Origin of the sequence: Streptomyces sp. NBC_00249 (genome assembly GCF_026342355.1) — a bacterium.
Classification (GTDB): domain Bacteria; phylum Actinomycetota; class Actinomycetes; order Streptomycetales; family Streptomycetaceae; genus Streptomyces.
In genome coordinates this window covers 711,701-735,038 of record NZ_JAPEMV010000001.1, presented here as the reverse complement: position 1 = coordinate 735,038, position 23,338 = coordinate 711,701, and the positions used below count along the sequence as shown (strand labels likewise).

The following is a 23,338-nucleotide window of genomic DNA, read 5'->3' as shown; positions in this document are numbered from 1 at the left end:
GGAGGGCGGGAACCGGCCAGACCGGAAGCGGAGGGTGCCGGGGCGATCGTCATTAGGTTAGCCTTACCTAAGTCGATCACTTCGGCCAACCCCCTTCTCGGAAAGGCGTCCTCCATGCGTGCTGCCCTCCTGCCCCGCGCCGCCGTACGGCTCACCGCCCGCGCGGCCTTCGCGGCCACCGCGGCCGTGGCCCTGGCCCTCGGCATGGCAGGCTCGGCCTCCGCGGCCACCGCCACCCGCACGGTGACGGACGGCGCGACCTACCAGCTGAGCGTCACCGCGCCCGGTACCGCGGCCGCAGCCGGGGAGAACGTCACGGTCACCGGCAGCGGTTTCAACACCGCGAAGGGCATATACGTCGGCCTCTGCGCGGTGAACGGCCCGCAGGGCGCCGACAAGCCCACCCCGTGCCTCGGCGGTTCGGACCAGGCGGGCACCACCGGCGCCTCGCACTGGATCAACAACACCTTCGGCGGGACCCTGCCCAACACCTCCCGCTTCGGCGCCGGCGGCACCTTCAGCGTCACCATCCACGTCAAGGCGGACCTCGGCGGCGGCCAGATCTGCGGCGAGACCGTCGAGTGCGCCGTCGTCACCCGCGCCGACCACTTCAACTCCGCCAACCGCAAGTACGACGTCCACGTCCCGGTGACCTTCAACCAGTGATGACACCCCGCCACCCCCTCACCCCCGGCCGGGCCGCCTCCGCCGCCTCCGCGCTGGCCCTCCTCCTCGCCTCGGCCGCCGCCGCGGGCCCGGCGGCCTCCGCCACCGGGCCGGGCCGGACCGTACAGGGTCCGGACGGGCAGAAGCTGACCGTCTCCACCGCCTCCGGACTGGACCCGGCCGGCCAGACCGTCCGCGTCACCGGGGCCGGGTTCGACCGGGCGAAGGGCATCTACGTCGCCTTCTGCAAGGACAACGGCGACAACCGGATCCCCGCACCGTGCGCCGGCGGCGCCGGTACGGGCTCCAAGGCCTCGCAGTGGATCGTGCCCCCGGGCGACGCGCACGCGGGCGAACTGGCCACCGCCTACGGCGAAGGCGGCGGCTTCGACGTGGAACTGACGCTCACGGCCCGCGCCGACGGCCTGGACTGCACCCAGGTCGCCTGCTCCGTCGTCACCCGCGTCGACCACCGGGACGCCGGCGACCGCTCCCAGGACGTCCGCGTACCGGTCGCCTTCCGGGGACAGGAGCCCACCGGTCCCGGGGGCGAGGGGGTGGACGTACCGCAGGGCACGGTCGCGTACCGGCCCGTGGCGGACTTCACCACGGCGGGCCGACCGCGCGACCTCGCGCTGCACCCCGACTCCGGGAAGCTGTACGTCGGTTCGGAGGACCTGCCCGACACCGCCGCCACCGACGAGAGCGGACTGCACGTCCTGAACCCGGCGGACGGCACGCTGCGCAGCACCGTCAGCCAGGCCCCCGGGGCGAACAGCGCCCTCGGCCGGCGGGCGGTACGCCGGATCATCGCCCCGCTCCCCGGCGACGGGGTGGTGTTCGGCTACCCGCTGCGCGGCATCGGCACCGCCAAGGACGGGGACGCCGCGGCGGCGGGCGCGTGGCTGTCCGGCCGGACCGTGACGGACGCCGCGCCCGGGGTCACCCCCGGGACGGTGCTGGTCGCGCAGGGCCCCGTCCTGTCGGAGGTGGACATCGCGACGGCCGCGGTGAAACGCACCCTCACCCTGGAGGGCGGCGAGGAGTTCGCGGTCGACGCGGCGCGCGGGGCGGTCTGGTTCACCGACATCGCGGCCCGCCGCCTCCACCGGGTCGACACCGGGACCTTCCGGGTCACGGCGAGCGTCGAACTCCCGGCCGGGGACGGCTTCGGCGGCTTCACCGAGGTGGATCCGCGGACCGGCGCCGTCTGGGTCGGCCTCGACACCTCCGTCGTGGTCCACGACGCCGCGGGCAGGCGGCTGGGTACGGTCCGGGGCACCGACATGCCCCGGGCGGCGCGGTTCGACCCCGTCACGCACGAGGCGTTCGTCGTCTGGCAGGACGGGGGAGACCCCTCCCAGCCCGGCAACGACAACGACGGGACGCTCACCGTCCACCGCACCGGGGACCTCCGGGAAGCCGCGAAACCGGTCCGCCTGCCCGGCAACCACGGCCAGGCGGGAGCCGCCGCGCTGGCCGTCGCACCGGGCGGCGCGGCGGTGTTCGTCTCCAGCCCGGCGGAAGGACGGATCACCCGGCTGGAGCGCTCCGTCTCCCCTACGGTGACGCAGGGCCCGACCGGCCGGACCGCCGTGGTGGGCGAACGGGTCACGCTGACCGCGCGGGCCGAGGGGACCCCGGCGCCCGCCGTGTCCTGGCAGAGCAGCGCGGACGGCGGCCGGACCTGGACGGCGGTGGAGGGCGCGACCGCGACGACGTACGCCTTCACGGCCGAGGCCGCGCACGACGGCCGCCGCTACCGGGCGGAGTTCCGCAACGCGGGCGGCACCAGCCGCACCGCACCGGTCACCCTGACCGTCACCGCACCCGCCCCCGACCCGGGCACCACGACGGGCGGCGGCACCGACGGATCCACCGGCGGCACGGGATCCGCGGGATCCACCGGCAGCGCGGGCGGCACGGGGTCCACGGGTGGCACCAGCGGCTCAGGCGGCTCAGCAACCACCACGGGCGGCGGAGCCACCGCGGCCGGCTCCGGCACGGTGGGCGGCGGTGGCAGCACCGTGGGCGGCGGTACGGGAACCACCCCCGCCGCCGGCGGCGCCCTCGCCTCGACCGGCGCGGCCGTGGCGGGCCTAGCGGGCGGCGCGGTGGTGCTCACGGCGGCCGGCTGGGCGCTGCTGGCGCGGTCCCGGGCGCGCCGCAGGCCGTCCGACCCCGTCGCATAAGGTGAACGGGCCCTCTCCGGCGGGAGCGTGACCGATCGTCACGGACCTCCCCGGGGCGGGCCCGTACCCGCGACGAAGGAGCCACCGCCCGTGATCGTGATCGCCCACCTCAGCGACGTCCACCTGGACGGCGGGCCCCGCGCCCTCGAGCGCACCCGCGCCGTCATGGAGTACCTGGACGCTCTGCCCTACGACCTGGACGCGGTCCTGGTCAGCGGGGACATAGCCGACAACGGCGCGGCGCACGAGTACGAACAGGCCCGCAAGGCGCTCGACTCCCGCCACCCGACGGTCGTCTGCCCCGGCAACCACGACGAGCGCCGGGCCTTCCGGCGCGGCCTGCTGGGCGAGGAGGACAACCCGTCCGGCGGGCCCGTCGACCAGGTGCTGCGCGGCGACGGCTTCGTCCTGGCGGTGTGCGACTCCTCCGTGCCCGGCGAGCACCACGGCATGCTGGAGGACTCCACCCTGGACTGGCTCGACGGCATCCTCGACGACACCCCGCACGAGGTTCCCGTCCTGGTCGCCTTCCACCACCCGCCGGTCCCGCTGCACACCCCGTACGTGGACGGGATCCGGCAGTTCGGCGAGGAACGCCTCGCGGCGCTCGCCGAACGCCACCCGCACCTGCGGGCCTTCCTGTGCGGGCACGCCCACACGGCGGCCGTCACCACCTTCGCGGGCCGCCCGCTGCTCGTGGCCCCCGGAGTGGTGTCCACGCTGCGGCTCCCCTGGGAGCGGCAGGATGGTCCGGAGCACCACGTGCACATGGACGAGCCGCCCGCGGTCGCCTTCCACGTGCTGGGCGACGACGGGCGGCTGACCACCCACTACCGGGTGGTCGTCGAACGGCGGTAGCTGCTGCCGTCCCGGGTCCGGGTGAGGTGGCCCGAGGTGATCAGATAGCGGCGCAGCGCGGAACAGTCCTCGTGGACGGTCCGCAGCGCGTCGTTCACCTCGGGCTCCGTGTAGTCCCGGCCGGTCTCGAAGAGGGTCGTGCAGAGGTGGGCCAGGAGCTGTTCGCGCCGGGCCGCCTTGCGCGGGACCGCGATGAGCCGGCCGCCGCGGAAGAGGTCCTCCACGCCCGCGCGCCCGGTCCGGGCCGCGGTCTCCTGTTGTTCGGTGGTCTGTGACATGCCCCCGAGCTTCGCCCGGCCCTGATCCCGGGGCAACGCAATTATCCGGCGCCGGGGGCCGTCACGGGCTCAGGGCGCGACGGTGATCTGCTGCGCCGGGTCGGTGGTGTCGGACACCTTGTAGACGGCGTTGAAGACGGACGCGGTCGCGCTCGTCGGGCAGCCGAAGCCGCCGGTGACCGTGACCGGGACGGAGGCGTTGGTGAAGGTCAGGCTGGGCGGGGCGCCGTTGGTCCAGGTGCCCGGCACGCTCGCCGCGCCGGCGGGGGCCGCGGTGACGGTGCAGGTGGCCAGACCGGTGGTGTGGACGACGAGCCCGCCGGTCGGGACCGTCATGGTGGCGGTGATCGGCGAGCCGTTCTGCATCGACACCGACCAGGCGCCGCTGGTGGTGACGGTCGGGGTGACGCCCGGCATGCTCGACGTACAGGAGCTGTAGGTCGGCGGTGAGATGGGCGAGGACACGGGCCCGGCCGGGTTCTGGTTGCCGGGGGCGGCCGGCACCGTGCCGGTGGACACGGAGACCGAGCAGGTCACCGTGACCGAACCGGCCTTGAGGGTGGCCTTCCCGCTGAGGGTGGCCTTGAAGGAGTGCCCGGCCGGGGTGACGGTCGTCGACCCGGCCAGGGGTAACGGCGTGGCGGTGGCGGTGGCCGAGGCCACCGTCAGGGCGGCCGCGACCGCCGTCCCGAGGGCGAACGCGGTGCGCGTACGGCTCATGGCTGTGCTCCTTGGGGATCGTGGTGCGGGGTGGGGGCGTCGTCCGGGGCGGCGGCGGGGGAGGGGCCGGCCGCCGTACCGGGGGATTCCCCGGGGGCGGCGGAGCCCCCGGGGCGCGGGGCGGCGTAGGGCTGCCAGGCGAACATCAGCCCGCCGCCGAGGATGCCGAGCAGGGTGCCGATCAGGAACCCGCCGAGGTTCGACAGGACCAGCGCGGCGGTGGCGACGAGCGTGGTGAGCACCCCGGCGAGGGAGCGCTGCTGGGGGGAGAACCAGGCGGTGAGCCCGAGGACGATCATGACGATCCCCATCAGGACGGACGGGATGCCCGCCACCCCCTGCTGGAGCATGATCTTCAGCGGGGCCAGCGGCAGGACGCAGATCCACGCCCCGGCCACGGCGGCGAGGAGCCCGCCCCAGAAGGGCCTGGCCCGCCGCCACCGCCGCCAGCGGGCCCACCGGCGGCCGCGGCTCAGAAGCATTCCTTCTTGCCCTTGCTGATGTTCATGCTCAGCCCGGAGAGCTTGAAGGTGCCGGCGTTCGTCGCCCACGCCGTCTGCTGGAGGTTGCTGATGGTGACCTTGTCGGCCTGCTGGGCGAAGAGGTCCTGCATGCCGACCGCCTCCGCCGGCCCCTTGTCGAGGGTGGAGGCGTCGCGCCCGATCTCGATGTTCGTGAAGACCGCGTCACCGGCGAGCTGGGTGGCGTCCACGAAGAGGTTGCTCGCCTCGACGGGGGCCTTCTGGCCGGCCGTCAGATTGAGCGAGATGTCGCCGACGATCGGGAGCGAGGTGACCACCGACTGGCAGAGGCTGTGCAGCTTGGCCTCCTTGATCGCGGTGACCGCCACCGGGATCAGTTCCTCGCGCGCGTTGACGTCGACGCTCCCGTACTGGGCGAAGCCCTCGCCCTCCAGGCTCTTCGCCGACACCTTGAACTGCTGCCCCGAGACGGCGAAGGAGGCGGCGAGCGCGCCCTGCGCCAGGGCGATCCCGAGCCCGGCGGTCACCGCCACGGCGGGCACGGTCAGTACGGCGAAACGGCGCCAGCGGACGCGGCCCGCGCCTCTGTCCTCCTCGCCGGGGGGTTCGGATAAGTTCGGTGAGTTTGCCATGAGATCGTCCCAACATCTCGGCTGTGCACCTTTGTTACCGACGAGTTGAATGTAAGAGTGCCAATGGTGGTTGGCAAGGTTGTGCGAGCGCACCTTTTCGGCCGACTCCTACTGCTCCGTACGCAGCAGTTCGGCGACCTCCGCCTCCACCCGCCGGGCCATCGCCCGCGCGAACTCGGCGGCCACGACCTCACCGGCCACCGGCCGCAGCGCCGCCACCGCCGCGCTGATCTGATCCAGTCGGGTGGCCGAAAGCCGCTCCAGCCCGTCCGGGCCGATCACATGCCGCCGGAACAGTCCGACGAACCGGTCCGCGAGCGCGGCCGCCTGGATCTGCAGGAAGTCCCCCGCGTCCAGGATCTCCCCGAGCGGCACCCCCTGCCGCACCAGCGCCACCGTCGCCTCCAGCAGCCGCCGGTTCGGATACGTGACCAGGTCCCCCTCCACCCGTACGTAACCGGCCTCCGCCGCCCGCCGGGTGTCCTCGGCCGTCGCCGCCGGGCCGAACAGCTCGCGCAGCTCGGCCCGGGTCATCGTCACCGGCTCCTCCCGCACCCAGTCCCGGGTCATCTCCCGCTCCAGGCCCAGCAGCTGGGACAGCCCGCCGCCCTGCTCCCAGGCGGCCAGCAGCTCACCGATGCCGTTGACGGTGTACCCGCGCCCCAGCAGATCGCTGATCAACCGCAGCCGCGTCAGGTGGTCGTCCGAATACCACGCGATCCGGCCCTCGCGGCGCGGGGGCGGCAGCAGCCCGCGCTCCTGGTAGTAGCGCAGGTTGCGTACCTTGACCCCCGCCGCCGCCGCGACGTCCTCCCGGCGGTAGCGCCGCGCCCCGCCGGGGCCCTCGTCCTGCTCCTGCGCCTGGCTGCTCACGCGGCCGAGTCTAGGCATTACCGGCAGGTCACATGGGGCGCGGACGGTTCTCCCGCTTCACCGCGCGCAGCACCACGAACTTCGGTTCGCTCGCGACCACTTCACTGTTGCCGAAGAGGCGGCGCAGGTGCGTGTGGTAACCCATGTGACGGTTGGCGACCACCCACAGCTCGCCGCCCGTGCGCAGCACCTTGCGCGACTGCGCGAACATGCGCAGCGCCGTCGCGTCCGAGGTCGCCTGGTGCGAGTGGAAGGGCGGGTTGTTCAGCACCAGGTCCACCGAACCGGGCTCCAGCATGGCCACCCCGTCGCCGACGTGGAACTCCGCCGTACGCCGGCCCGGCCGGACATTGGCCTCGTACGTGGCCCGCGCCGAGGCGACGGCCTGGTACGACTCGTCCGTGAAGACGACCTCGGCGTCCTCGTCGGCCACCGCGACCGCCGTACCGACGACGCCGTTGCCGCAGCCCAGGTCCACGACCCGGGCCCCGTTCGTGTTCGTCGGGATGTTCTGGAGGAAGAAGCGCGTGCCGACGTCGAGGCGGTCCGCGCAGAAGATCCCCGCGTGGTTGACGACGGTCAGCCCGGCGCCCGAGCCGCCCTCCGCGTCCACCGTGTACGTCAGCGGCCACGGCCCGGGGGTCGTCGGCCGGGTCGCGCCCGGAGTCCCGGGCGTGCAGAAGATCAGCCGGGCCTTCTTCTCCGCGAGGGAGGTCTTCGTCGGCCCGAGGATCTTCTCGAAGAGGCGCAGGGTGGAGGTGTGGATCTCCTTGACCATGCCGGCGCCCACGACCACCGTGCCCGCGTGCACGTGCGGAGCCACCCGGTACAGCTGGTCCTCCAGCAGCGCCAGGCTCTTGGGAACCCTGACGAGGAGTACGTCGATCCGCGCGGGAGGCGCGTCCTGCGTGGTCAGCAGCGTCACCGTGGTCTTGGCGGTGCCGATCCCGGCCCGGTCCAGGTTGCCCTCGGTGGCCGACCGGGTCAGGGAGGAGTCGGTGATCTGGGTGGGGTGGTAGGCGGCCAGGGCCGTCGTCAGCGCGCCCCAGCGGTCGCCGAGCACCGTGATCTGGCCGGCGTCGGCCAGGTCCACCGGGCCGCGGTCGCCGGTACCGGCGTCGAGGTGACGCAGCAGGTACTCGTCGGCGGCGTCCCAGGCCTGGAGCCGGTCGCGGGGGTCCGCGGGGAAGCGGGTGAGTTCGTAGGAGCCGAAAGGCGTGGTCAGGCGGTTCATATGGCACCCAGGCTAGCCGAGGCCGCCCCCCGGCCCCGCACACGCGGGGCCGGGGACCGCCCGCTACTCCGGGAACTCCCCGGCCATCGCGGCGGCCATCCGCAGGTGGGGACGGGCCTCGTCGGCCCGCCCGGCCCGCTCCAGGGTCCGGCCCAGCAGCAGCCGCGCGTAGTCCTCCACCGGCCACCGCTCCAGGAGGGCGCGCAGTTCCCGCTCGGCGCGGGACAGCTGCGCCGAGTGGTAGTAGGCGCGGGCCAGCAGCAGCCGGGGCGCGAGCTGCTCGGGGGCCTCGTCGGTGACGGTGACCAGGACGCGGGCGGCGTTCGCGTACTCCTTGGCGTCGAAGAAGAGCTGCGCCCGGGCCCACCGCTCGGCCGTCGTCCCCTGCTCGTAGTACTCCGCGGGCGGGTTCATCGGTGCCGTCACGTCCATCGCGTCCATCGCGTCCTGCCGTCCTTCCGCCGGCCGGGGTCCTCCAGCACCTCCGGAGATCCCCTGACCGTCCGGTGCCTGCAACACGCCCGCCCGCCGGAACATTCCGTGGAAAGAAGGACGTGGCGGGGGTGGGCGCGGGGCTAAGTTGTGCCGTATGAGCAATCTCGATCGCCAGCCCGCTCTCTCCGCCTGCGGCGGCCGCGGCTTCGTCGTGGCCGAGCCCGTGCGCGAGCTCCTCAGCCCGCGCACCGTCAAACTCGGCGAAGCCACGGAGGTCCGCCGACTCCTGCCGAACCTGGGCCGCCGGATGGTGGGCGCCTGGTGCTTCGTCGACCACTATGGCCCGGACGACATCGCGGACGAGCCCGGCATGCAGGTCGCTCCCCACCCCCACTCCGGGCTGCAGACCGTGAGCTGGCTGCACGAGGGCGAGGTGCTGCACCGCGACAGCGTCGGCAGCCTCGCCACGATCCGCCCGCGCGAGCTGGGCCTGATGACCTCCGGCCGGGGCATCAGCCACTCGGAGGAGAGCCCCCGCCGGCACGCCCGCTTCCTGCACGGCGCGCAGCTGTGGGTGGCCCTGCCCGATGCCCACCGCGACGTGGAACCCCACTTCCAGCACCACGCGGAGCTCCCGCAGGTCACGTCCCCGGGCCTGACGGCGACGGTCATCCTGGGCACCCTGGACACCGCGACCTCCCCCGGTACGGCGTACACCCCGATCGTCGGTGCCGACCTCACCCTGGCGGCGGGCACCGAGACCCGGCTCCCGCTGAACCCGGACTTCGAGTACGCGGTCCTGTCGATGTCGGGCGAGGCCCACGTCGACGGAGTCCCGGTCCTCCCGGGCTCGATGCTCTACCTCGGCTGCGGCCGCCCCGACCTCCCCCTGCGCGCGGCCTCGGACGCGAGCCTGATGCTTCTGGGCGGGGAGCCGTTCGAGGAGGAGATCGTCATGTTCTGGAACTGGATCGGACGGTCCCAAGAGGACATCGCACAGGCCCGCGAGGAGTGGATGAACGGGACGAGATTCGGCGAGGTGAAGGGCTACGACGGCGCTCCGATTCCGGCTCCGGAACTCCCCCCAACTCGCCTTAAGCCGAGGGGAAGAGTGCGCTGAACTGTGCGTATGTCCTGAAAGTGGGGCCCGGTGTGATGGCCGCGCCGCCGCTCCGCTTCCGGAGGTCCGGGCACGTCTCTCGGCAGAGGAACCTCATGCCGAGAGGTCTGGTCCCCGGACTCCTCGGCTGCCGCGGGCAGCTCCGGGTGGGCTCTCCTCCACAACGACCGCCGCCAGGTCGGCTCGCGCGCCCGGATCGACGCGGACGGGACGGCGACGGTGGCGACGGCGACCAGCGACATGGGGCCGGGCACCACGACCTCCGTCATGCAGGTCGCCGCGGACGCGCTCGGCCTGCCCGCGCGGCAGGTCACCTTCCGGCTCGGGGACTCGGCCTACCCCCTCGCTCCGCCGCACGTCGGCGCCACCACCATGGCGAGCGTGGGCTCCGCCGCCCACACCTCGTGCACGGCCCTGCGGAACAAGTTCATCGGCATGGCGGTGGCGGACCCCGCCTCGCCCCTGTACCGGGCCGATCCCGCCGAGGTGGTGGTCCGGGACGGCCGCCTCAGCTCTGGGGGGAACGGCGCCGGCGACAGCTACCGCGAGATCCTGCGCCGCGCCGGCCTGCCCGGCCTGGAGGCCACCGCCACCTGGGGGCCCGGCGACGCCGACGAGAGGATCTCCAGCTACGGCTACGGCGCCGTCCTCGCCGAGGTGTCGGTCGATCCGCTCCTCGGGCTCGTCCGGATCCGCCGGATGTTCGCCGCTTACGACGTGGGCCGCGTGGTCAGCCCCAAACTGGCCCACAGCCAGGCCATCGGCGGGATGGTGGGCGGCATCGGGATGGCCTTGCTGGAGGGTACGGTCACGGACCACCGCGACGGCCGGATCGTCAACGCGGGCCTGGCCGACTACCTGGTCCCGGTCAACGCCGATGTTCCCGAGCTGGACGCGGCGTTCATCGATACCGAGGACCCCCTGGCGGATCCCATCGGGGTCAAGGGGCTGGGGGAGATCACCATCGTGGGAGTTCCGGCGGCCATCGGGAACGCGGTGTTCAACGCCACCGGCAAACGTCTGACGGACCTGCCCATCAGGCTGGAGGCGTTGCTCTGAGCGGAAGCCGGCAGTTGGCCGTCATCGACGGCCTCCGCCCCGCGCGAGGGGCTCCTTCCGGAACCGCACCGCACGGGGGACGTCCTGTGCGGCAAACCCCTGGCCTGACCGGACGATCTCCGCGGGCTCGCTCTGGCCGATCGGGTGACGTACGGGCGCGGTCGAACGCCCGCCACGGCGGGCCTCGCTAGCTTGGACGAGCGCCTCCCCCTCTCGTCCCCGAGTCCCCCGCGGAGCACCGCCATGACCACCACCCCCCTCACCTCGCTGACCGGGAACTACGCCCTCGACCCGGCTCACACCCAGATCGGGTTCGTGGCCCGGCACGCCATGGTCACCAAGGTCCGCGGCGCGTTCAAGGAGTTCGAAGGCACTGGCTACTTCGACGGCGAGGACCCCGCCAAGTCCACCGTGTCCGTCACCATCAAGGCCGCGAGCATCGACACCCGCAACGAGCAGCGCGACGGCCACCTGCGCACCAACGACTTCCTCGACGCGCCGAACTTCCCCGACATCACCTTCGTCTCCACCGGGGTGGAGCAGCTCGACAGCAGCAACTTCCGGCTGACCGGCGACCTCACCATCAAGGACGTCACCCGGCTGCTCAGCATCGACTTCGAATTCCAGGGCAGTGCCACGGACCCGTACGGCAACCTGCGCGTCGGGTTCGAAGGCTCGGCGCCGATCAGCCGCAAGGACTACGGCATCACCTGGAACGCCGCGCTGGAGGGCGGCGGCGTCCTGGTGGGCGACAAGGTGGTGCTGGAGTTCGAGGTCTCCGCGATCCGGCAGCCCTGACCGAACCGGCCCTGCGCAGGACCGGCGCCGTTCTCGCACCAGCGTCGCCGCGCTCCTGGCCTCTCTCGCGTTCCGTGTCAGCCGAGTTCGCGGTTGAGGCTGAAGGGGCCACTGATCAGTGAGAGGCGGTCGAAGGCCTGGGGGAGTCGCCGAGTTGTTCGCCGGTCGGGCCGGAGTCGCTGCCAAGGATGCTGTCCACGTGGGCCGCGAGTGCGGTGCGCAGGTCTTCGGGTGTCATCTGCTGATCGTCGATCAGGTGCGCCACGAGGTCGGCGCGGATGGCGGCGAGCAGCGCATGGGCGGTGAAATCCGCGTCATGGACGCCGGGTGCCTGAAGCAGCGCCGTACGGAGGACCTCGTGCCACCAGCCGTAGTGCTCGGCCCGGTACGGGCTGCCGAGCCCCGCGTCCTCCGCCGCCGCCATCAGGTGCCGGTTCTCGATCTTGAAGCGCAATGAGGCGTCGAGGAGGTCCAGGACCCGCTGTCGCGGTGAGGTCGCGGTTGCCTCCTGGGCTTCCCGCACGGCCTGCTGCAGGGGTTCGAGGCGGGAGGCGATCACTGCGCCGATCAGGCCGGTGCGGTCTCCGAAGCGGCGGAAGAGGGTGCCCTTGCCCACCCCCGCGGCTGCGGCGATGTCGTCCATCGACACGCTGTGGGGCCTGGTGGTGGCGGCGAAGAGGGCGTCGGCGGCAGCCAGGACGGCCTCTCGGTTGCGCAGGGCGTCAGCGCGCTCCGCGCGTTCTGCCGGCTCTGGGCGCTGGGCCACGGGCCCTCCTCGGTCTTCGGCCTTCATCGGCCTGTCCCGGCCCCGAGCATGATATTCGGTGGGGCGGGCGCGGGGAGGCTCCCGCCCGGCAGCGCCGTTTCACCGGATCTCCCGCTCGGCGAAGGCGTGGAGCGTGCCGGGGGCGCGGCCGGTGAGGCGCTGCACGGTGTCGGTGGTGCGGTCCTCGGTCCCGTCGGCGATGGCGTGGTCCATGCCGGCCAGCATGGTGGCGAACTCCAGCGGGATTTCGGCCGCCCAGCGGTCGCGCAGCTGCTCGAAGGTCAGGTGCCGGTGCGCCACGGGACGGCCGGTGACCTCGGTGATGATCGCGGCGACCTCGTCGTAGCTCAGCGCCTGCGGTCCGGTCAGGATCAGGTCGGTGTCGGGGGCCTGCTCGTCGGTCAGGGCGCGTACGGCGACGGCGGCGATGTCCTCGGCGTCGACGAATCCGACGCGGCCCTTGCCCGTGGCCGTGAGGATGGCGCCGTCCTCGCGGATGCTGCGCGCGTGGGGGGTGTGGCCGGTGAAGTTCTGCATGAACCAGGAGGGCCGCAGTACCGCCCACTCCTCGAACAGGCCGGGCAGGGCCTCGTGGACCTGACCCACCGCCGGGCCACCCGCGGCGATCGCGGACGAGCTGAGGAGCACCGTGCGGCGCATGCCCGCCGCACGGGCCTTGCGCAGGAAGGGCAGCATGACCGCGGCCGGGTCCGAGGACCCGATCGGCGGGACGAGGTAGGCACGGTCGACACCGTCGAGGGTCTCGTCCCAGGTGGGGGGCTCGTTCCAGTCGAAACGCACGGCCTGCGCGCCCTCCACCGGGGCGGCGGTTCGGCCGGCGGCCTTGACGCGGTGGCCTTGGGCGACGAGCCGGGCGGTGATGCGGCGGCCTGTGGTACCGGTGGCGCCGATGACCAAGGTGGCGTGGTGTGCGTTCATCGGTCCGCTCCTGCGAAGTCGGCGCCGGGCTGTGCCACGGCGAGGGGGTTCCAGTAGTCGCGATAGGAGGTGATGAGCCCGTCCATGACGGTGACCACGGCGATGTAGGTCATGTCGTAGGGGGTGTCGGTCTCCACCAGGCGGCCGACCCCGCGCATCTCCACCACGATCGTCTCGGGGGCGACGGTCTGGTGGATCTTCACGTCGGGGAAGTCGTGCACGTCGACGTGGTCGGGATAGTGCTGCATGTACGCGGCGACCGCGGCCCTGCCTTCGAGTCGGGCGGGCCATCCCGGGGGCGCGAAGGGGAACTCCAGGAACCCGTCCGGGTCCCACAGGTCCACCCAGCCGGCGATGTCCTTCTCCAGCAGGAGCCGCAGGCCGTGGTGGTACACCTCTGAGGCCGTCATGGGCACAGGCGTGGTCATGGTCATGATCGAGGCTTCCGTTCTGCTCGAAGGCGGGGTGGTCCCGGCCCGTCGTTTCCGGTCGCTCGTCGCAGGACGGGTGATGTCCCGCAGGGGCGGTTCCGGGTGCCGGACGGGGCAGCCACATGAAAACGGACCGACGGTCCGCATGGAGTGAGTATGTGGACTGTCGGTCCGTTTGGCAAGGTCGGGTTGGCCCGAGGGGTGATGCGGGCGGACCCGGGCGACGTCCTCGCCGTCCGTCATCTGGCCGAGCGCCTGTCGGCGGCGCGACCCGACCTGGACGCCGGAGCGGTCCGCAAGGCCGTCGGAAAAGGCTGACCAGCCTGATCGCGTGCGGACTCAGCGACAGCCGGGGAACGGCCGGACCGGCGACTCTCGGCAGGCGGCCCAGCCGCCCCGCTCCACCGGGCCCAGGCCGCCCGCCTCCGGCGACGCGGGCCACCCCCTGCTCGCTTTCCAGCAGTCCGAAGGGACGCCACGACCGCGAACGCGGTGCGGCAGGCCAGAAACGGGGGCGCCCGGCCGCGACGCCGCGGGGCGCGCGCTGCCCTGGCGAACATCGGACCGCTGGTCCGCATGGTGTGCCTCGGCCATGTCACGTACGGGGTCGTCGATGACCTGACCGTATGAGGGGTCATCGGGCCGAACTCTCCCTCGCCGGGCGGGGCCCTTCGGGGCATCCGGCGCCCCGGGTGCAGCGCGGCGCGGGGGCGTGTGCCGCGGGGCGGGATATCTGTGGTCGCAGGTGGCGGTCGGCCGTGACCGCCAGGGTCCGGAAAGGCAGGGAGGACAGTGACTGTCCAGCCCATTCCCGAGGGATATCCGCGCGTCACGCCGTACCTCTGCATCGACGGGGCCGCGGCCGCCATCGACTTCTACGTCTCAGTGCTCGGCGCGCAGGAGCGGATGAGGATGGCCGCGCCCGGAGGCAAGATCGCCCATGCCGAGCTGGAGCTCGGCAACTCGGTCATCATGCTCGCGGACGAGTATCCGGACATGGGATTCCGCTCGCCGAAGGCGGTGGGCGGCACCCCCGTCACCCTGCACGTGTACGTCGAGGACGTCGACGCGGTGTTCGCCGAGGCCGTATCCCGGGGCGCCACCGAGGTGTCACCGGTCAAGACCGAGTTCTACGGCGACCGCTCCGGCCAGCTGGAGGACCCGTTCGGCCACCGATGGAACCTCGCCACGCACGTCGAGGACGTCCCGCCGGACGAGATGCGGAAGCGGTCCGAGGAGGCCATGCGCTCGATGGGGTCCGACTCCGACGGCGGTTGAACCGTCCGCCCGGTTCCCCACCCGAACCGGGCGGACGAGCGGGCGTACCTCCATCCGCGACCAGACCTACGGGAGGCGGAACGCCGCCCGCCCGACGACAACGGGGATCAGGCGGGACGCGTCGAGGGAGCGGAAGACCACACCGCGGCGGCCATGGGAATCCACGGAGCGCAGACGGACATCGGTCTCCGGGAAGGAACCGAAGCAGGGGACGCCGGGGAGGCGCAACCAGGCGGCAGACGCCCTCTTCAGGAACTTGCCGAAGAGGCCAGTTGGTTGACGGAGCGTCACGAACGAAGAGTGCGATACGGACGCGCGATCTTACGGAACGCTGACGACCACCCCGCGCAGCCACCCTGACGCAGCGTCCGCACCTAACGTGGTCGGTACATCCCCGCGATCGACCGGTCGGCGCCAGCCATGCCCGATGCCGGTCCTGCGCACGGTTCCCGAACATTCCTAGAAAGATGGATCACGACTGTTGAGACGCTTGCGGTCTGCGCCTACCCGGAATGCGCCAACCACCCCGTGGCGCCGACGCCGGGAGCCCCGGAGCCCCGTTACTGCGCTCACCCCGACCACCACGCGCTGGGGGCGTTCCGCGCGTTCCGTGCCAAGCGGCAGCAGCGCAAGGACGAGAAGCGCGCGGCGGCCGCGGCGAAGAAGGCCGCCGGGGCGGACGGCGACGTCCAGCTTCCTGCTCAGGTTCCTGCCGAGTTCACCACCCCGGCACCCACGGCCCAGATGCCCGCCTCGGCCGTTCCCCAGGCCAGTCACCTCGTGTCCCCGCTCCACGGTGAGCCGTACGATGTCGCAGACCCGGCGGATGTCCTCGCGTGAGACGGTGGGGCCGGTGGGCAGGGCGAGTACCTTTTGTGCGAGCCGCCGCTCGGTGTGCGGCAAGGTGACCGTCCGCTCCGAGCGGTAGGGCTCCATCTCGTGGCATCCAGGGGAGAAGTACCGCTGGCACACCACGTTCTCCGACTTGAGCACGTCGCCCAGCAGGTCACGATGGACGCCGGTCACCACCGCGCCGCCCTCGAACGCGTTGACCACCTTGGTGGCGTGGAAGCTGAACACCTCGGCGTGCCCGAACCCGCCGATCGGCCGGCCTCCCGACGTGCAGCCGAGCCCGTGTGCGGCATCGTGGACCAGCTTCAGTCCGTGGTCGGCCGCGACCTTCGCGAGCTGGTCGACCGCGCACGGACGACCCCTGATCATGGTCGACGGGCCGGCTGCACGAGGTGGACTATGCCTGGTTGTTCCCCAGGACGGCCGCGGTGATCCACCACGGGGCGCCGGTACGACCGCCGAAGTCGTACGGGCCGGGGTGCCACAGGTCAGCGTGCCGGTCTTCGCCGATCACCCCTCTGGGCGGCGCGGCTGTCCGAAGCGGGTGTCGCCGCCCGGCCGGTGTCCTTCGCCCGGTTCAGCCGGGAGGCACTGGCGCAGAGCGTCCGCCAGGCGGTCACCGATCCCGGGACGCCTGCCGCACCGCTACTGCGACAGCCGATAGGCGGAAAGCCGTACGGACAGCGTGACCTCGGACGGCGTCGGCAACTGCCGGATCGTCTCGTAGTCCTTCTGCGCATCACGGTGCCAGGCATTGGGCCCCATCCCGACCAACTGGGCCAGCGCCTCATGGTCGAGCGCCACGGTCCGGGTCAGCTGCTCCGTGGCGACGGGCGAGAAGTGCGGGGCGAGCTGCTCCGCGAGACGGGACTCCTTGCCTTCCTCCACCTTCAGCAGGCCGAGCGTGCCGATCAGCTCCTGCAGGTGATCGGGCAGGGGAGTGACGACCAGGAGAACGCCACGGGGATGGAGGATCCGATGCAATTCAGGACCGTTACGGGGAGCGAACGTATTGATCACCATGGCCGCGGCACCGTCCTGCAACGGAAGCGTCTGCCAGGCATCGGTGACCGCGGCTCCGATCCGCGGATGCGCCTTGGCGGCACGTCGTACGGCGAACTTGGAAATGTCGAGCAGCAGGCCATCCGCATCGGGAAATGCGTCCATGACCTTGGCGTGGTAATGGCCGGTACCGCCACCGATGTCGACGACACAACCGGGCACGGCCGGATCCGCCGTCCGCCGCGCCAGATCGACCAGCGCCTCCATTACGGGGGCGTAGTGCCCCGCCGACAAGAATGCGTCGCGCGCCTCCACCATCTCCTTTGTGTCGGCACTGAGCTTCGTCGCCCCCGGAAGCAGATTCACGTAACCCTGCTTTGCGATGTCGAAGGAGTGCCCGGAGGGACAGTGGAGTACATGGTCGCCCAGGGTCAGCGATGCGCCGCAGTGCGGACAGGCGAGGTATCGCACGACACCGTTGAGCATGAGGCACCGTTCTTTCAGGGGGAGCCGGCGGACCGGCCAACCCTAACGCAAAGGATCTGGACCGGCAGCGGCCGGTGTTGTGCCGCGGCATATCGGTGACGCGGACGGGCTGCTGACGAACCCCGTTCGAGCGCGCGACGTGAAAAATCGGCCATTTCCTCGGTGATGTGCGACGAATTCCCGAGCGGCCGGATTTATGTATCATTTTAATTTCTGACGGCTGGGCTGATGTGCCAGAACGTCAGTTGTTTCTTGACGGCCAGGAGTTTCCATGGGCCCGAAGAGTGGTGCGCAGCGTTTAGTCAGGTGGCGCTGGCGTGGCTGCTGCACCGCTCCCCGGCGGTGATCCCCATTCCCGGTACCAGCCCGCCCGCGCACCTCAAGGAGAACGTCGCGGCGTCGGACATCGTGTTCTCCGACGATCAGTTGGCCCGGCTCGACGCGCTCGGACGAACGTGAGCCACGTCATGGCACTCCTCGTTCGTGCCGGCAGGAACGGGACGTCCCGGTCTCACTTCAGGTGCCGGTCGTAGAACCGGTTGCCGTCCTCCACCTCGAACCACGGGGTGCCGGATTGTCCGCCCAGATTGGCGTGCAGCGTCTTCTCCTCGGTGCCGAAGGCGTCGAACAGGTCCAGGGCCCGCTGCCGGGGGTTCCCTTCGTCGTCCCACTGCAGCAGGAACAGCAGCGGAACGGTGACCCGCCTGGCCTCCTCGCGTTGGGCGCGGGGCACGTACCCGCCGGCGAAGAAGCCGGCGGCCGCGATGCGCGGTTCGGCCACCGCAAGGCGGATGCCGACGGCGGTCCACCCCGAGTACCCGACCGGGCCGCCGATCCCGGGCAGTGAGAGGACGGCGTCCAGCGTGGTCCGCCAATCCGGGACCGCCTTTTCGACGAGCGGTCCGATGAAGGACTCGAAGATCTCGTCGACCGGCTCACCGGCCCGCATCGCCCGGCGGAGGTCGGCGCGGGCCTGTTCGTCGGCGGCGGAGCGGGGCCGGTCACCGCACCCGGCGGCGTCGATGGTGGCCACCGCGTAGCCGGATGCCGCGGACTGCCGGGCCCGGGCCATCAGCCGGGGGTCCCTCTGGGGCAGGCCGTTGTTGTGGGCCATCAGGATCAGCGGGGCCGGTGCGGCGGATTCAGGGGTCCACAGGGTGCCGGGGATCTCGGCGAGGGTGAATTCGCGCTCGAGGACGCCGTCGTCGAGACGCCGTTCAGAAGTGAATCGCATGGTCGTGCCTTTCGGAAGGGCTGTTCTACGGCGCTCCCGGACGACCTATCGTCCGACCGTGACCCCGGAGGGGAGCACCCATGTCGAAACTGCGTTCACGGGTACCACCTCCTCGTTCTCTCGCACGGCCTCCGGAAAATTGGCAGTGGCAGCCATGGTCCGCCAACGGGTTTTCGCACAGGCCTCGTACGGACCTCAAGGTGCCGATGTCCGACGCAGGACCAGGCAGAGGAAGCCGAAGCTGTCCCGGTAGCCGTGCAGCCACTGCGAACGCCGGGCGGTGGCCGTCTCCAGTGCCTGCGCGGCGGCCGGATCGGCGGGGTGGTCCAGGGCCCATGAGGCCAGTGAGCCCCAGCAGGCCCACTCGTAGGCATCCAGCTCGGCGCGGGTGCTGACATGGCCGTGGACGGGGGTCCATCCGTCGGCGACGACGCGGTCCACCGTGGTCGCCAGGTCGGCGAGGTCACCGAACAGCTCGACGGCCTCCGGGGAAGGGGCGCTCTCCCAGAACGACTCGCCGATCAGAACGCGGCCTCCGGGGGCCAGGTGCTCGCGGGCTGCCGCGAGGGTGGGGAGGAGGCCGCCGAAGGCATGGGTGGCGCCGACGCTGATCACCAGGTCGAACGGCTGTGGAGAGGCGAAGCCGGCGGCTTCCTGTGGGTGGAGGACCAGGCGCTCGTCGACTCCGAGTGCGCTCGCTGCCCGGCGGGCCTGCCGCAGGGCGGCTTCGGATACGTCGACGCCCTCGGCGTGCAGGTGCGGGCGCGTCGTCAGGGCGCGCAGCAGCCATTCCGCCGTGCCGCATCCGAGGTCGAGCACTCGCTCGTCGCCTCGCGGGAGGCCGCGTTCGAGCAGGCGGCTGACCGAGTCGTCGTCGAGCGGGGACTTGATCGGGTGGTCGGCATGGGCGGTCATGGAGATCTGTTCACGGCTCATCCGTGCAGCGTGCCCCGTGTCGAGGAGGAGCTTCGCGGCCACCTCCGTCCCGTCGGTGCGGATCGTGCCGGCGACGGCCTTCGCCCGTGCCCGCGTCTCGGGGGTCAGGGCCGTCCTGAGCGCGGCCGACAGGGACTCGAAGGTCGGGGTCGGGCCGTCGTGTGCCGCGCCGATGCCCAGATCGGCCACGCGGGCGGCCCAGTGCGGCTGGTCCACGAACTGGGGCACCACCACCTGGGGTGCACCGGCTCGGGCGGCGGTGGTCGTGGTGCCCGCGCCGCCGTGGTGCACGACGGCCGCGACCCGGCGGAACAGTGCCTGGTGGTTGACGTCGCCGACGGCGAAGCAGTCGTCCGAGTCGTCCACCGGGCCCAGGTCTGCCCAGCCGCGGGAGACGAGCACGCGGCGGCCCTGCGCGCGGGCCGCCTCGACGGACGTCCGGGCGATGTCGGAGGCCGTGCCCATGGGCATGCTGCCGAAGCCGACGTACACCGGGGGAGTGCCGGCGTCCAGGAACGTCTCCAGATCGGCGGGCAGGGGGCGTTCGTCGGGCAGGATCCACGCACCGGTCTGTACGAGGTCGAGGTTCGTCAGCTGCTGCCACGGGCCCAGCACCGGGTCCACCGCCAGCCACGGCCGGTCGCCGAAGACGTGGTCGCGGACGTTGTCCACCGGTGCGAGGCCGATCGCCGCGCGGTGGGCGTTGAGGGGCTGGAGGTAAAGGGCGTTGACCTTCCGGGCGTCCAGGTCCCACAGGGCCTGGTTGTCGGTCATGTCGGGCGGAGCCGGCGGGCCGGGCCGTGACGACGGCCGGTAGTGCGCGGAGGGCATCTCGAAGGGGTGGAAGCCCGCGTACACGTAGCGGATGCCCAGCTTCTCGGCCACCGAGCGGGCACCGGCCGGCATCAGACCGCTCGCCACCAGCACGTCACAGCCCTCGGCCGCCTTGCCGACCGTGTCGAAGTGCGCGGCGACCAGCTCGGCCGCGAACGCGGCCGCGTCCGACGGCGGCGCTCCCGTCCGCAGCGCGCGCACGTCCCGCCCGAAGGGCACCAGCTCCGCGCCGACACCGGCCAGCAGTTCCGCGAACTCCTCGTCGGGCGGCGCGCACACGCGTACCTCCGCGCCGTGCTTCCGCAGCTGCGCCGCGAGTCCCGCCAGCGGCGCGATGTCGCCGCGCGATCCGTACGCCATCAACAGCACACGCATGTCGTGCCTCTCATTCCTGTGGGTGCCGGCCTTGGCCGGCAAGGGTGCGTCCGCTCGGGCGGCGTCCTCAGCTGACGGTGTCGAGGAGGAGCCTTGCTGCCACCAGAGCCCCGTCGGTGCGGACCACGCCGGCCACGGACTTCGCCCGGCTGCCGGTCTCCGGTGCCAGGGCTGTCGTGAGCGCGGCCGACAGGGACTCGACGGTCGGAACCGGGCCGTCGTGGGCTACGCCGACCCCCATCTCGGCCACCCGGCCCGCCCAGTACGGCTGGTCCGCCAACTGGGGCACCACCACCTGGGGAGCGCCGGCCCGAGCGGCCGTCGTCGTCGTACCCGCGCCACCGTGGTGCACGACGGCAGCCACCCGTCCGAACAACTGCTGGTGGTTGACCTCGCCGACGGCGAAGCAGTCGTCCCGGTCGTCGATGAGGCCCAGTTCCGCCCAGCCACGCCCGACGAGGACCCGGCGGCCCTTCGAACGGACCGCCTCGATGGCCACCCGGGCCGCATCCTCCCCCGCGCGGACGGCCATGCTGCCGAACCCCACGTACACGGGCGGCGCGCCGGCATCCAGGAAGGCCACCAGCTCCGCCGGGAGCGGCCGCTCGTCGGGCAGCACCCACGCGCCGGTCTGTACGACGTCCAGGTCCGGCGTCTCCAGCCACGGGTCCAGCACCGGGTCCGTCGCCAGCCAGGGCCGGTCGCCGAAGCCGTAGTCGCGGACGTTGTCCACCGGGGGCAGGCCGATCGACGCCCGGTTGGTGTTCAGCGCCTCACCGAACAGCGCGTCGATGCTCTGGGCGTCCAGCTCCCACAGGGCCCGGTTGTCGGTCACCTCCGGCGGGAACGGCCGCCCCGGGTACGCCAGCGGCGGGCGCTGCGGCGAAGGCAGCGTCAGCTGCTGGAAGATCGCGGACACGTAGCGGATGCCCAGCTTCTCGGCCACCGACCGCGCACCGGCGATGGCCGGCATCGCCCCCGTCGCCACCAGCACGTCGCACCCCTCTGCCGCCGCGGGCATCACCTGCAACTGACTGGCGATCAGTTCGGCCGCGCGCTGCGGCAGATTGCCCTTCGACGGCGGCGGAGCCGCGGTCGTCAGCGCGCGCGCCGACTGCCCGACACCCACCACGGACACACCGACCCCGGCCAGCCGCTCCGCGAAGTCCTCGTCCGGCGGCGCGCACACCCGCACCTCCGCGCCGAGCTCCCGCAACCGCACCGCGAGCCCCACCAGCGGCTCGACGTCCCCGCGCGACCCATACGTTGACAACAGCACACGCATTTCTTGAATCTCCTTGTTCATGGCTTCTTGGTCAGGCCGACCGTACTGAAGTACGACCCGGGTTACCGGGCCCAGGGCAGTTCACGGGCGCCCTCGGTGCCGGGAACGGAGGCGACTCCGTCGGCCGGATCGGAGTCTGCGGCGGCCGCCCATTCGACGAGCTGGACGACGACACCATTCGGGTCGGTCAGCTGGAACAGCCGCTCGCCCCACGGCTCTTCGCGCAGCGGCATGGTGATGGGGGCGCCCGCCGCGCGCAGCCGGGCTTCTTCCGCCGCGAGGCCGGTAACGGTGAGCGCCAGGATCAGACCGGCCGCCCGCTGGTCGCGCTGCTCGGGCGGGAGGACGTCCGTACCTCCGCGGAGCAGGACGACGTCGACGGCGGCGTCCCCGCGCGTCAGGGACACGAAGCCGTCGTCAGCCATGGCCACCTCGTAGCCGAGGTACCTGCACAGGAACTCGCGGGAGGCGTCCACGTCGGCGACGGTCAGGGAGAGGGTGGAGGAGGAGACGTTCACGACAGCACCTTCGGGAAGTGGGTGATGGCGAGGTGGATGCGGATCAGGCCGAGGGCACGTCGAGCTGGACCTCGTGCGTGCGCCGGTAGGAGCGGAACCCCAGGCGGTGGTTGACCGCCAGCATGTGGGCGTTGTCGTCGGCGTTGTCCGTCTCGATCTCGACGACGCCGGGGTACTCGGCGCGCAGCCGACGCACCATGGCGGCCTTGACCCACAACCCCAGTCCGTGGCCGCGGTGTTCGGGGACGACCGCCGTGTCGTACTGCTGGACCCGCGGCGGCAGTCCCTGGGGGACCAGGATCTCGGTGTAGCCGGCCATGGTGCCGTCGTCGTGGACGACGGCGACGGTCAGCAGCGTGTCCCCGCGGTCGGCGACCACCGCGGCCATGGCGCGAACGCGGTCCGGGTCCCAGGCCACGCTGCCGTAGTCCAGGTCTCCGACGGGCATGTCGTTCATCGCGTTCTTGGCTGCGGCGAAGGCGGTGGCGAGGCCGTCGGGAACCGTTCCGGTCCAGCTGGTCAGCCGGTAGCCGGGGTGCTCGGCACCGGCGATCTCGAGCAGGTCGGCGGCGTGGTCCGTCCCGTCGAGGCGCAGGAGGAGGTGGTCCAAGGTCATTGCTCGGCGGAAGCCACGCCGTTCGCTGAAGGCTTCGCCCGGACTGTCGGCCGCGGCTGCGGCGATCAGGCTGCGCCGGTTCTCGGTATGGCAGGCCGAGACGACCGCCGACAGCAGGAGGGAGCCGGCCCCCAGGCGGCGGTGCGCGGGGTCGACGTGGAGTTCCAGTTCGGCCAGGTGCTCCTGGCCGGGGGAGGTGAACACCCGCAGGCAGGCGACTCCGACCGGGACGCCGTCCGCACCGGTGGCCAGCCAGGTCAGCCGGTGGCTGCCCAGAGCGGGCCGGGTGAGCTGGGCGTGGATCTGTACGGGGTCGGGGACCGGCACTCCGGGCAGGTCGTGGGCCGTCGAGGCCGCGACGACCTGGTGCCATGCGACGGCTTGGGCGGCCGAAACGTGCTGGAGCTGAGTGACGTGTACTGATGTGGGCGAAGTCATC

Annotated in this window: 24 protein-coding genes and 3 pseudogenes; 8 read left to right on the top strand and 19 right to left on the bottom strand. The window is 72.2% G+C overall.

The features are described 5' to 3' along the window. Positions 1-114: 114 nt before the first annotated feature. From OOK31_RS03300 to OOK31_RS03290, 3 genes are all read left to right on the top strand, one after another. Positions 115-666 carry a hypothetical protein gene (locus OOK31_RS03300; protein ID WP_267010795.1) on the top strand — a complete coding sequence of 184 codons (552 nt, stop codon included), beginning with the start codon at positions 115-117 and terminating at the stop codon, positions 664-666. Beyond that, positions 666-2,858, top strand: coding sequence for an immunoglobulin domain-containing protein (locus OOK31_RS03295; RefSeq protein WP_267011815.1), 2,193 nt, complete (start codon positions 666-668; stop codon positions 2,856-2,858). Before OOK31_RS03300 ends, OOK31_RS03295 begins: the two co-directional genes overlap by 1 nt. A 90-nt stretch (positions 2,859-2,948) precedes the next feature. Next, positions 2,949-3,716 (top strand): metallophosphoesterase, encoded by a 768-nt coding sequence (locus tag OOK31_RS03290; RefSeq protein WP_267010794.1) that lies wholly within the window; start codon positions 2,949-2,951, stop codon positions 3,714-3,716. Here the strand turns inward: OOK31_RS03290 and OOK31_RS03285 are convergent. The 7 genes from OOK31_RS03285 to OOK31_RS03255 form a co-directional block, all read right to left on the bottom strand. Continuing rightward, positions 3,689-3,994 carry a DUF2087 domain-containing protein gene (locus OOK31_RS03285; RefSeq protein ID WP_267010793.1) on the bottom strand — a complete coding sequence of 102 codons (306 nt, stop codon included), beginning with the start codon at positions 3,992-3,994 and terminating at the stop codon, positions 3,689-3,691. The two genes, OOK31_RS03290 and OOK31_RS03285, sit on opposite strands and share 28 nt — an antisense overlap. A gap of 69 nt (positions 3,995-4,063) precedes the next feature. Beyond that, a complete protein-coding gene (locus OOK31_RS03280) occupies positions 4,064-4,714 on the bottom strand; it encodes a hypothetical protein (RefSeq protein WP_267010792.1) in 651 nt (216 codons plus the stop codon). Continuing rightward, positions 4,711-5,196, bottom strand: coding sequence for a DUF6114 domain-containing protein (locus OOK31_RS03275; protein WP_267010791.1), 486 nt, complete (start codon positions 5,194-5,196; stop codon positions 4,711-4,713). Before OOK31_RS03275 ends, OOK31_RS03280 begins: the two co-directional genes overlap by 4 nt. Next, entirely contained in the window at positions 5,187-5,828 is a 642-nt protein-coding gene (locus OOK31_RS03270) for a DUF6230 family protein (protein WP_267010790.1), read from the bottom strand. Before OOK31_RS03270 ends, OOK31_RS03275 begins: the two co-directional genes overlap by 10 nt. Before the next feature lie 108 nt (positions 5,829-5,936). Next, entirely contained in the window at positions 5,937-6,701 is a 765-nt protein-coding gene (locus OOK31_RS03265; protein ID WP_267010789.1) for a MerR family transcriptional regulator, read from the bottom strand. Positions 6,702-6,729: 28 nt separating this feature from the next. Then, entirely contained in the window at positions 6,730-7,926 is a 1,197-nt protein-coding gene (locus OOK31_RS03260; RefSeq protein ID WP_267011814.1) for a methyltransferase, read from the bottom strand. A 72-nt stretch (positions 7,927-7,998) separates the two neighbouring features. After that, positions 7,999-8,376 carry a tetratricopeptide repeat protein gene (locus tag OOK31_RS03255; RefSeq protein WP_267010788.1) on the bottom strand — a complete coding sequence of 126 codons (378 nt, stop codon included), beginning with the start codon at positions 8,374-8,376 and terminating at the stop codon, positions 7,999-8,001. Positions 8,377-8,524: 148 nt separating this feature from the next. On the opposite strand from OOK31_RS03255, the gene OOK31_RS03250 reads away from it, so the two are divergent. From OOK31_RS03250 to OOK31_RS03240, 3 genes and pseudogenes are all read left to right on the top strand, one after another. After that, positions 8,525-9,490 carry a pirin family protein gene (locus tag OOK31_RS03250; protein ID WP_267010787.1) on the top strand — a complete coding sequence of 322 codons (966 nt, stop codon included), beginning with the start codon at positions 8,525-8,527 and terminating at the stop codon, positions 9,488-9,490. 180 nt (positions 9,491-9,670) lie between these two features. Continuing rightward, positions 9,671-10,549, top strand: a pseudogene (locus tag OOK31_RS03245) (xanthine dehydrogenase family protein molybdopterin-binding subunit); the annotation flags it as partial. Between the two features lie 243 nt (positions 10,550-10,792). Further along, the gene (locus OOK31_RS03240) at positions 10,793-11,347 is read left to right on the top strand and encodes a YceI family protein (RefSeq protein WP_267010786.1); all 555 of its coding nucleotides are present in this window, start codon (positions 10,793-10,795) and stop codon (positions 11,345-11,347) included. 115 nt (positions 11,348-11,462) lie between these two features. On the opposite strand, the gene OOK31_RS03235 is transcribed toward OOK31_RS03240, so the two are convergent. From OOK31_RS03235 to OOK31_RS03225, 3 genes are all read right to left on the bottom strand, one after another. Beyond that, on the bottom strand, positions 11,463-12,113 hold the full coding sequence (locus OOK31_RS03235; protein WP_267010785.1) for a TetR/AcrR family transcriptional regulator: 651 nt from the start codon (positions 12,111-12,113) through the stop codon (positions 11,463-11,465). A gap of 99 nt (positions 12,114-12,212) precedes the next feature. Further along, positions 12,213-13,052 carry an NAD(P)H-binding protein gene (locus OOK31_RS03230; RefSeq protein ID WP_267010784.1) on the bottom strand — a complete coding sequence of 280 codons (840 nt, stop codon included), beginning with the start codon at positions 13,050-13,052 and terminating at the stop codon, positions 12,213-12,215. Then, complete coding sequence (locus tag OOK31_RS03225; RefSeq protein WP_267010783.1) at positions 13,049-13,480, bottom strand: nuclear transport factor 2 family protein; 432 nt, start codon at positions 13,478-13,480, stop codon at positions 13,049-13,051. The genes OOK31_RS03230 and OOK31_RS03225 overlap by 4 nt, the downstream gene beginning before the upstream one ends. Before the next feature lie 795 nt (positions 13,481-14,275). On the opposite strand from OOK31_RS03225, the gene OOK31_RS03220 reads away from it, so the two are divergent. Beyond that, a complete protein-coding gene (locus tag OOK31_RS03220) occupies positions 14,276-14,761 on the top strand; it encodes a VOC family protein (RefSeq protein ID WP_267010782.1) in 486 nt (161 codons plus the stop codon). 69 nt (positions 14,762-14,830) lie between these two features. Here the strand turns inward: OOK31_RS03220 and OOK31_RS03215 are convergent. The 3 genes and pseudogenes from OOK31_RS03215 to OOK31_RS03205 form a co-directional block, all read right to left on the bottom strand. Beyond that, positions 14,831-14,992, bottom strand: a pseudogene (locus OOK31_RS03215) (DUF2071 domain-containing protein); the annotation flags it as partial. A 228-nt stretch (positions 14,993-15,220) separates the two neighbouring features. Next, on the bottom strand, positions 15,221-15,982 hold the full coding sequence (locus OOK31_RS03210; RefSeq protein WP_267010781.1) for a DegT/DnrJ/EryC1/StrS family aminotransferase: 762 nt from the start codon (positions 15,980-15,982) through the stop codon (positions 15,221-15,223). Between the two features lie 276 nt (positions 15,983-16,258). Beyond that, entirely contained in the window at positions 16,259-17,101 is an 843-nt protein-coding gene (locus OOK31_RS03205) for a putative RNA methyltransferase (RefSeq protein WP_267010780.1), read from the bottom strand. Between the two features lie 306 nt (positions 17,102-17,407). On the opposite strand from OOK31_RS03205, the gene OOK31_RS03200 reads away from it, so the two are divergent. Continuing rightward, positions 17,408-17,560 carry an aldo/keto reductase gene (locus OOK31_RS03200; RefSeq protein WP_323188175.1) on the top strand — a complete coding sequence of 51 codons (153 nt, stop codon included), beginning with the start codon at positions 17,408-17,410 and terminating at the stop codon, positions 17,558-17,560. Between the two features lie 52 nt (positions 17,561-17,612). Here OOK31_RS03200 and OOK31_RS03195 read toward each other — a convergent pair whose 3' ends face one another. The 6 genes and pseudogenes from OOK31_RS03195 to OOK31_RS03170 form a co-directional block, all read right to left on the bottom strand. Further along, positions 17,613-18,335 carry a dienelactone hydrolase family protein gene (locus OOK31_RS03195; RefSeq protein WP_267010779.1) on the bottom strand — a complete coding sequence of 241 codons (723 nt, stop codon included), beginning with the start codon at positions 18,333-18,335 and terminating at the stop codon, positions 17,613-17,615. A gap of 195 nt (positions 18,336-18,530) precedes the next feature. Further along, positions 18,531-19,271: a cyclopropane-fatty-acyl-phospholipid synthase family protein gene (locus OOK31_RS03190; protein ID WP_267011813.1), complete on the bottom strand. Its 741-nt coding sequence runs from the start codon at positions 19,269-19,271 to the stop codon at positions 18,531-18,533. Between the two features lie 18 nt (positions 19,272-19,289). Further along, positions 19,290-20,480: pseudogene (locus tag OOK31_RS03185) on the bottom strand (glycosyltransferase); the annotation flags it as partial. A gap of 67 nt (positions 20,481-20,547) precedes the next feature. Further along, positions 20,548-21,765, bottom strand: a complete 1,218-nt coding sequence (locus OOK31_RS03180; RefSeq protein ID WP_267010778.1) for a glycosyltransferase — start codon at positions 21,763-21,765, stop codon at positions 20,548-20,550. Between the two features lie 62 nt (positions 21,766-21,827). After that, positions 21,828-22,283 carry a VOC family protein gene (locus OOK31_RS03175; RefSeq protein WP_267010777.1) on the bottom strand — a complete coding sequence of 152 codons (456 nt, stop codon included), beginning with the start codon at positions 22,281-22,283 and terminating at the stop codon, positions 21,828-21,830. Positions 22,284-22,326: 43 nt separating this feature from the next. Continuing rightward, positions 22,327-23,337 (bottom strand): GNAT family N-acetyltransferase, encoded by a 1,011-nt coding sequence (locus tag OOK31_RS03170; protein ID WP_267010776.1) that lies wholly within the window; start codon positions 23,335-23,337, stop codon positions 22,327-22,329. Between the last annotated feature and the right edge of the window lies 1 nt (position 23,338).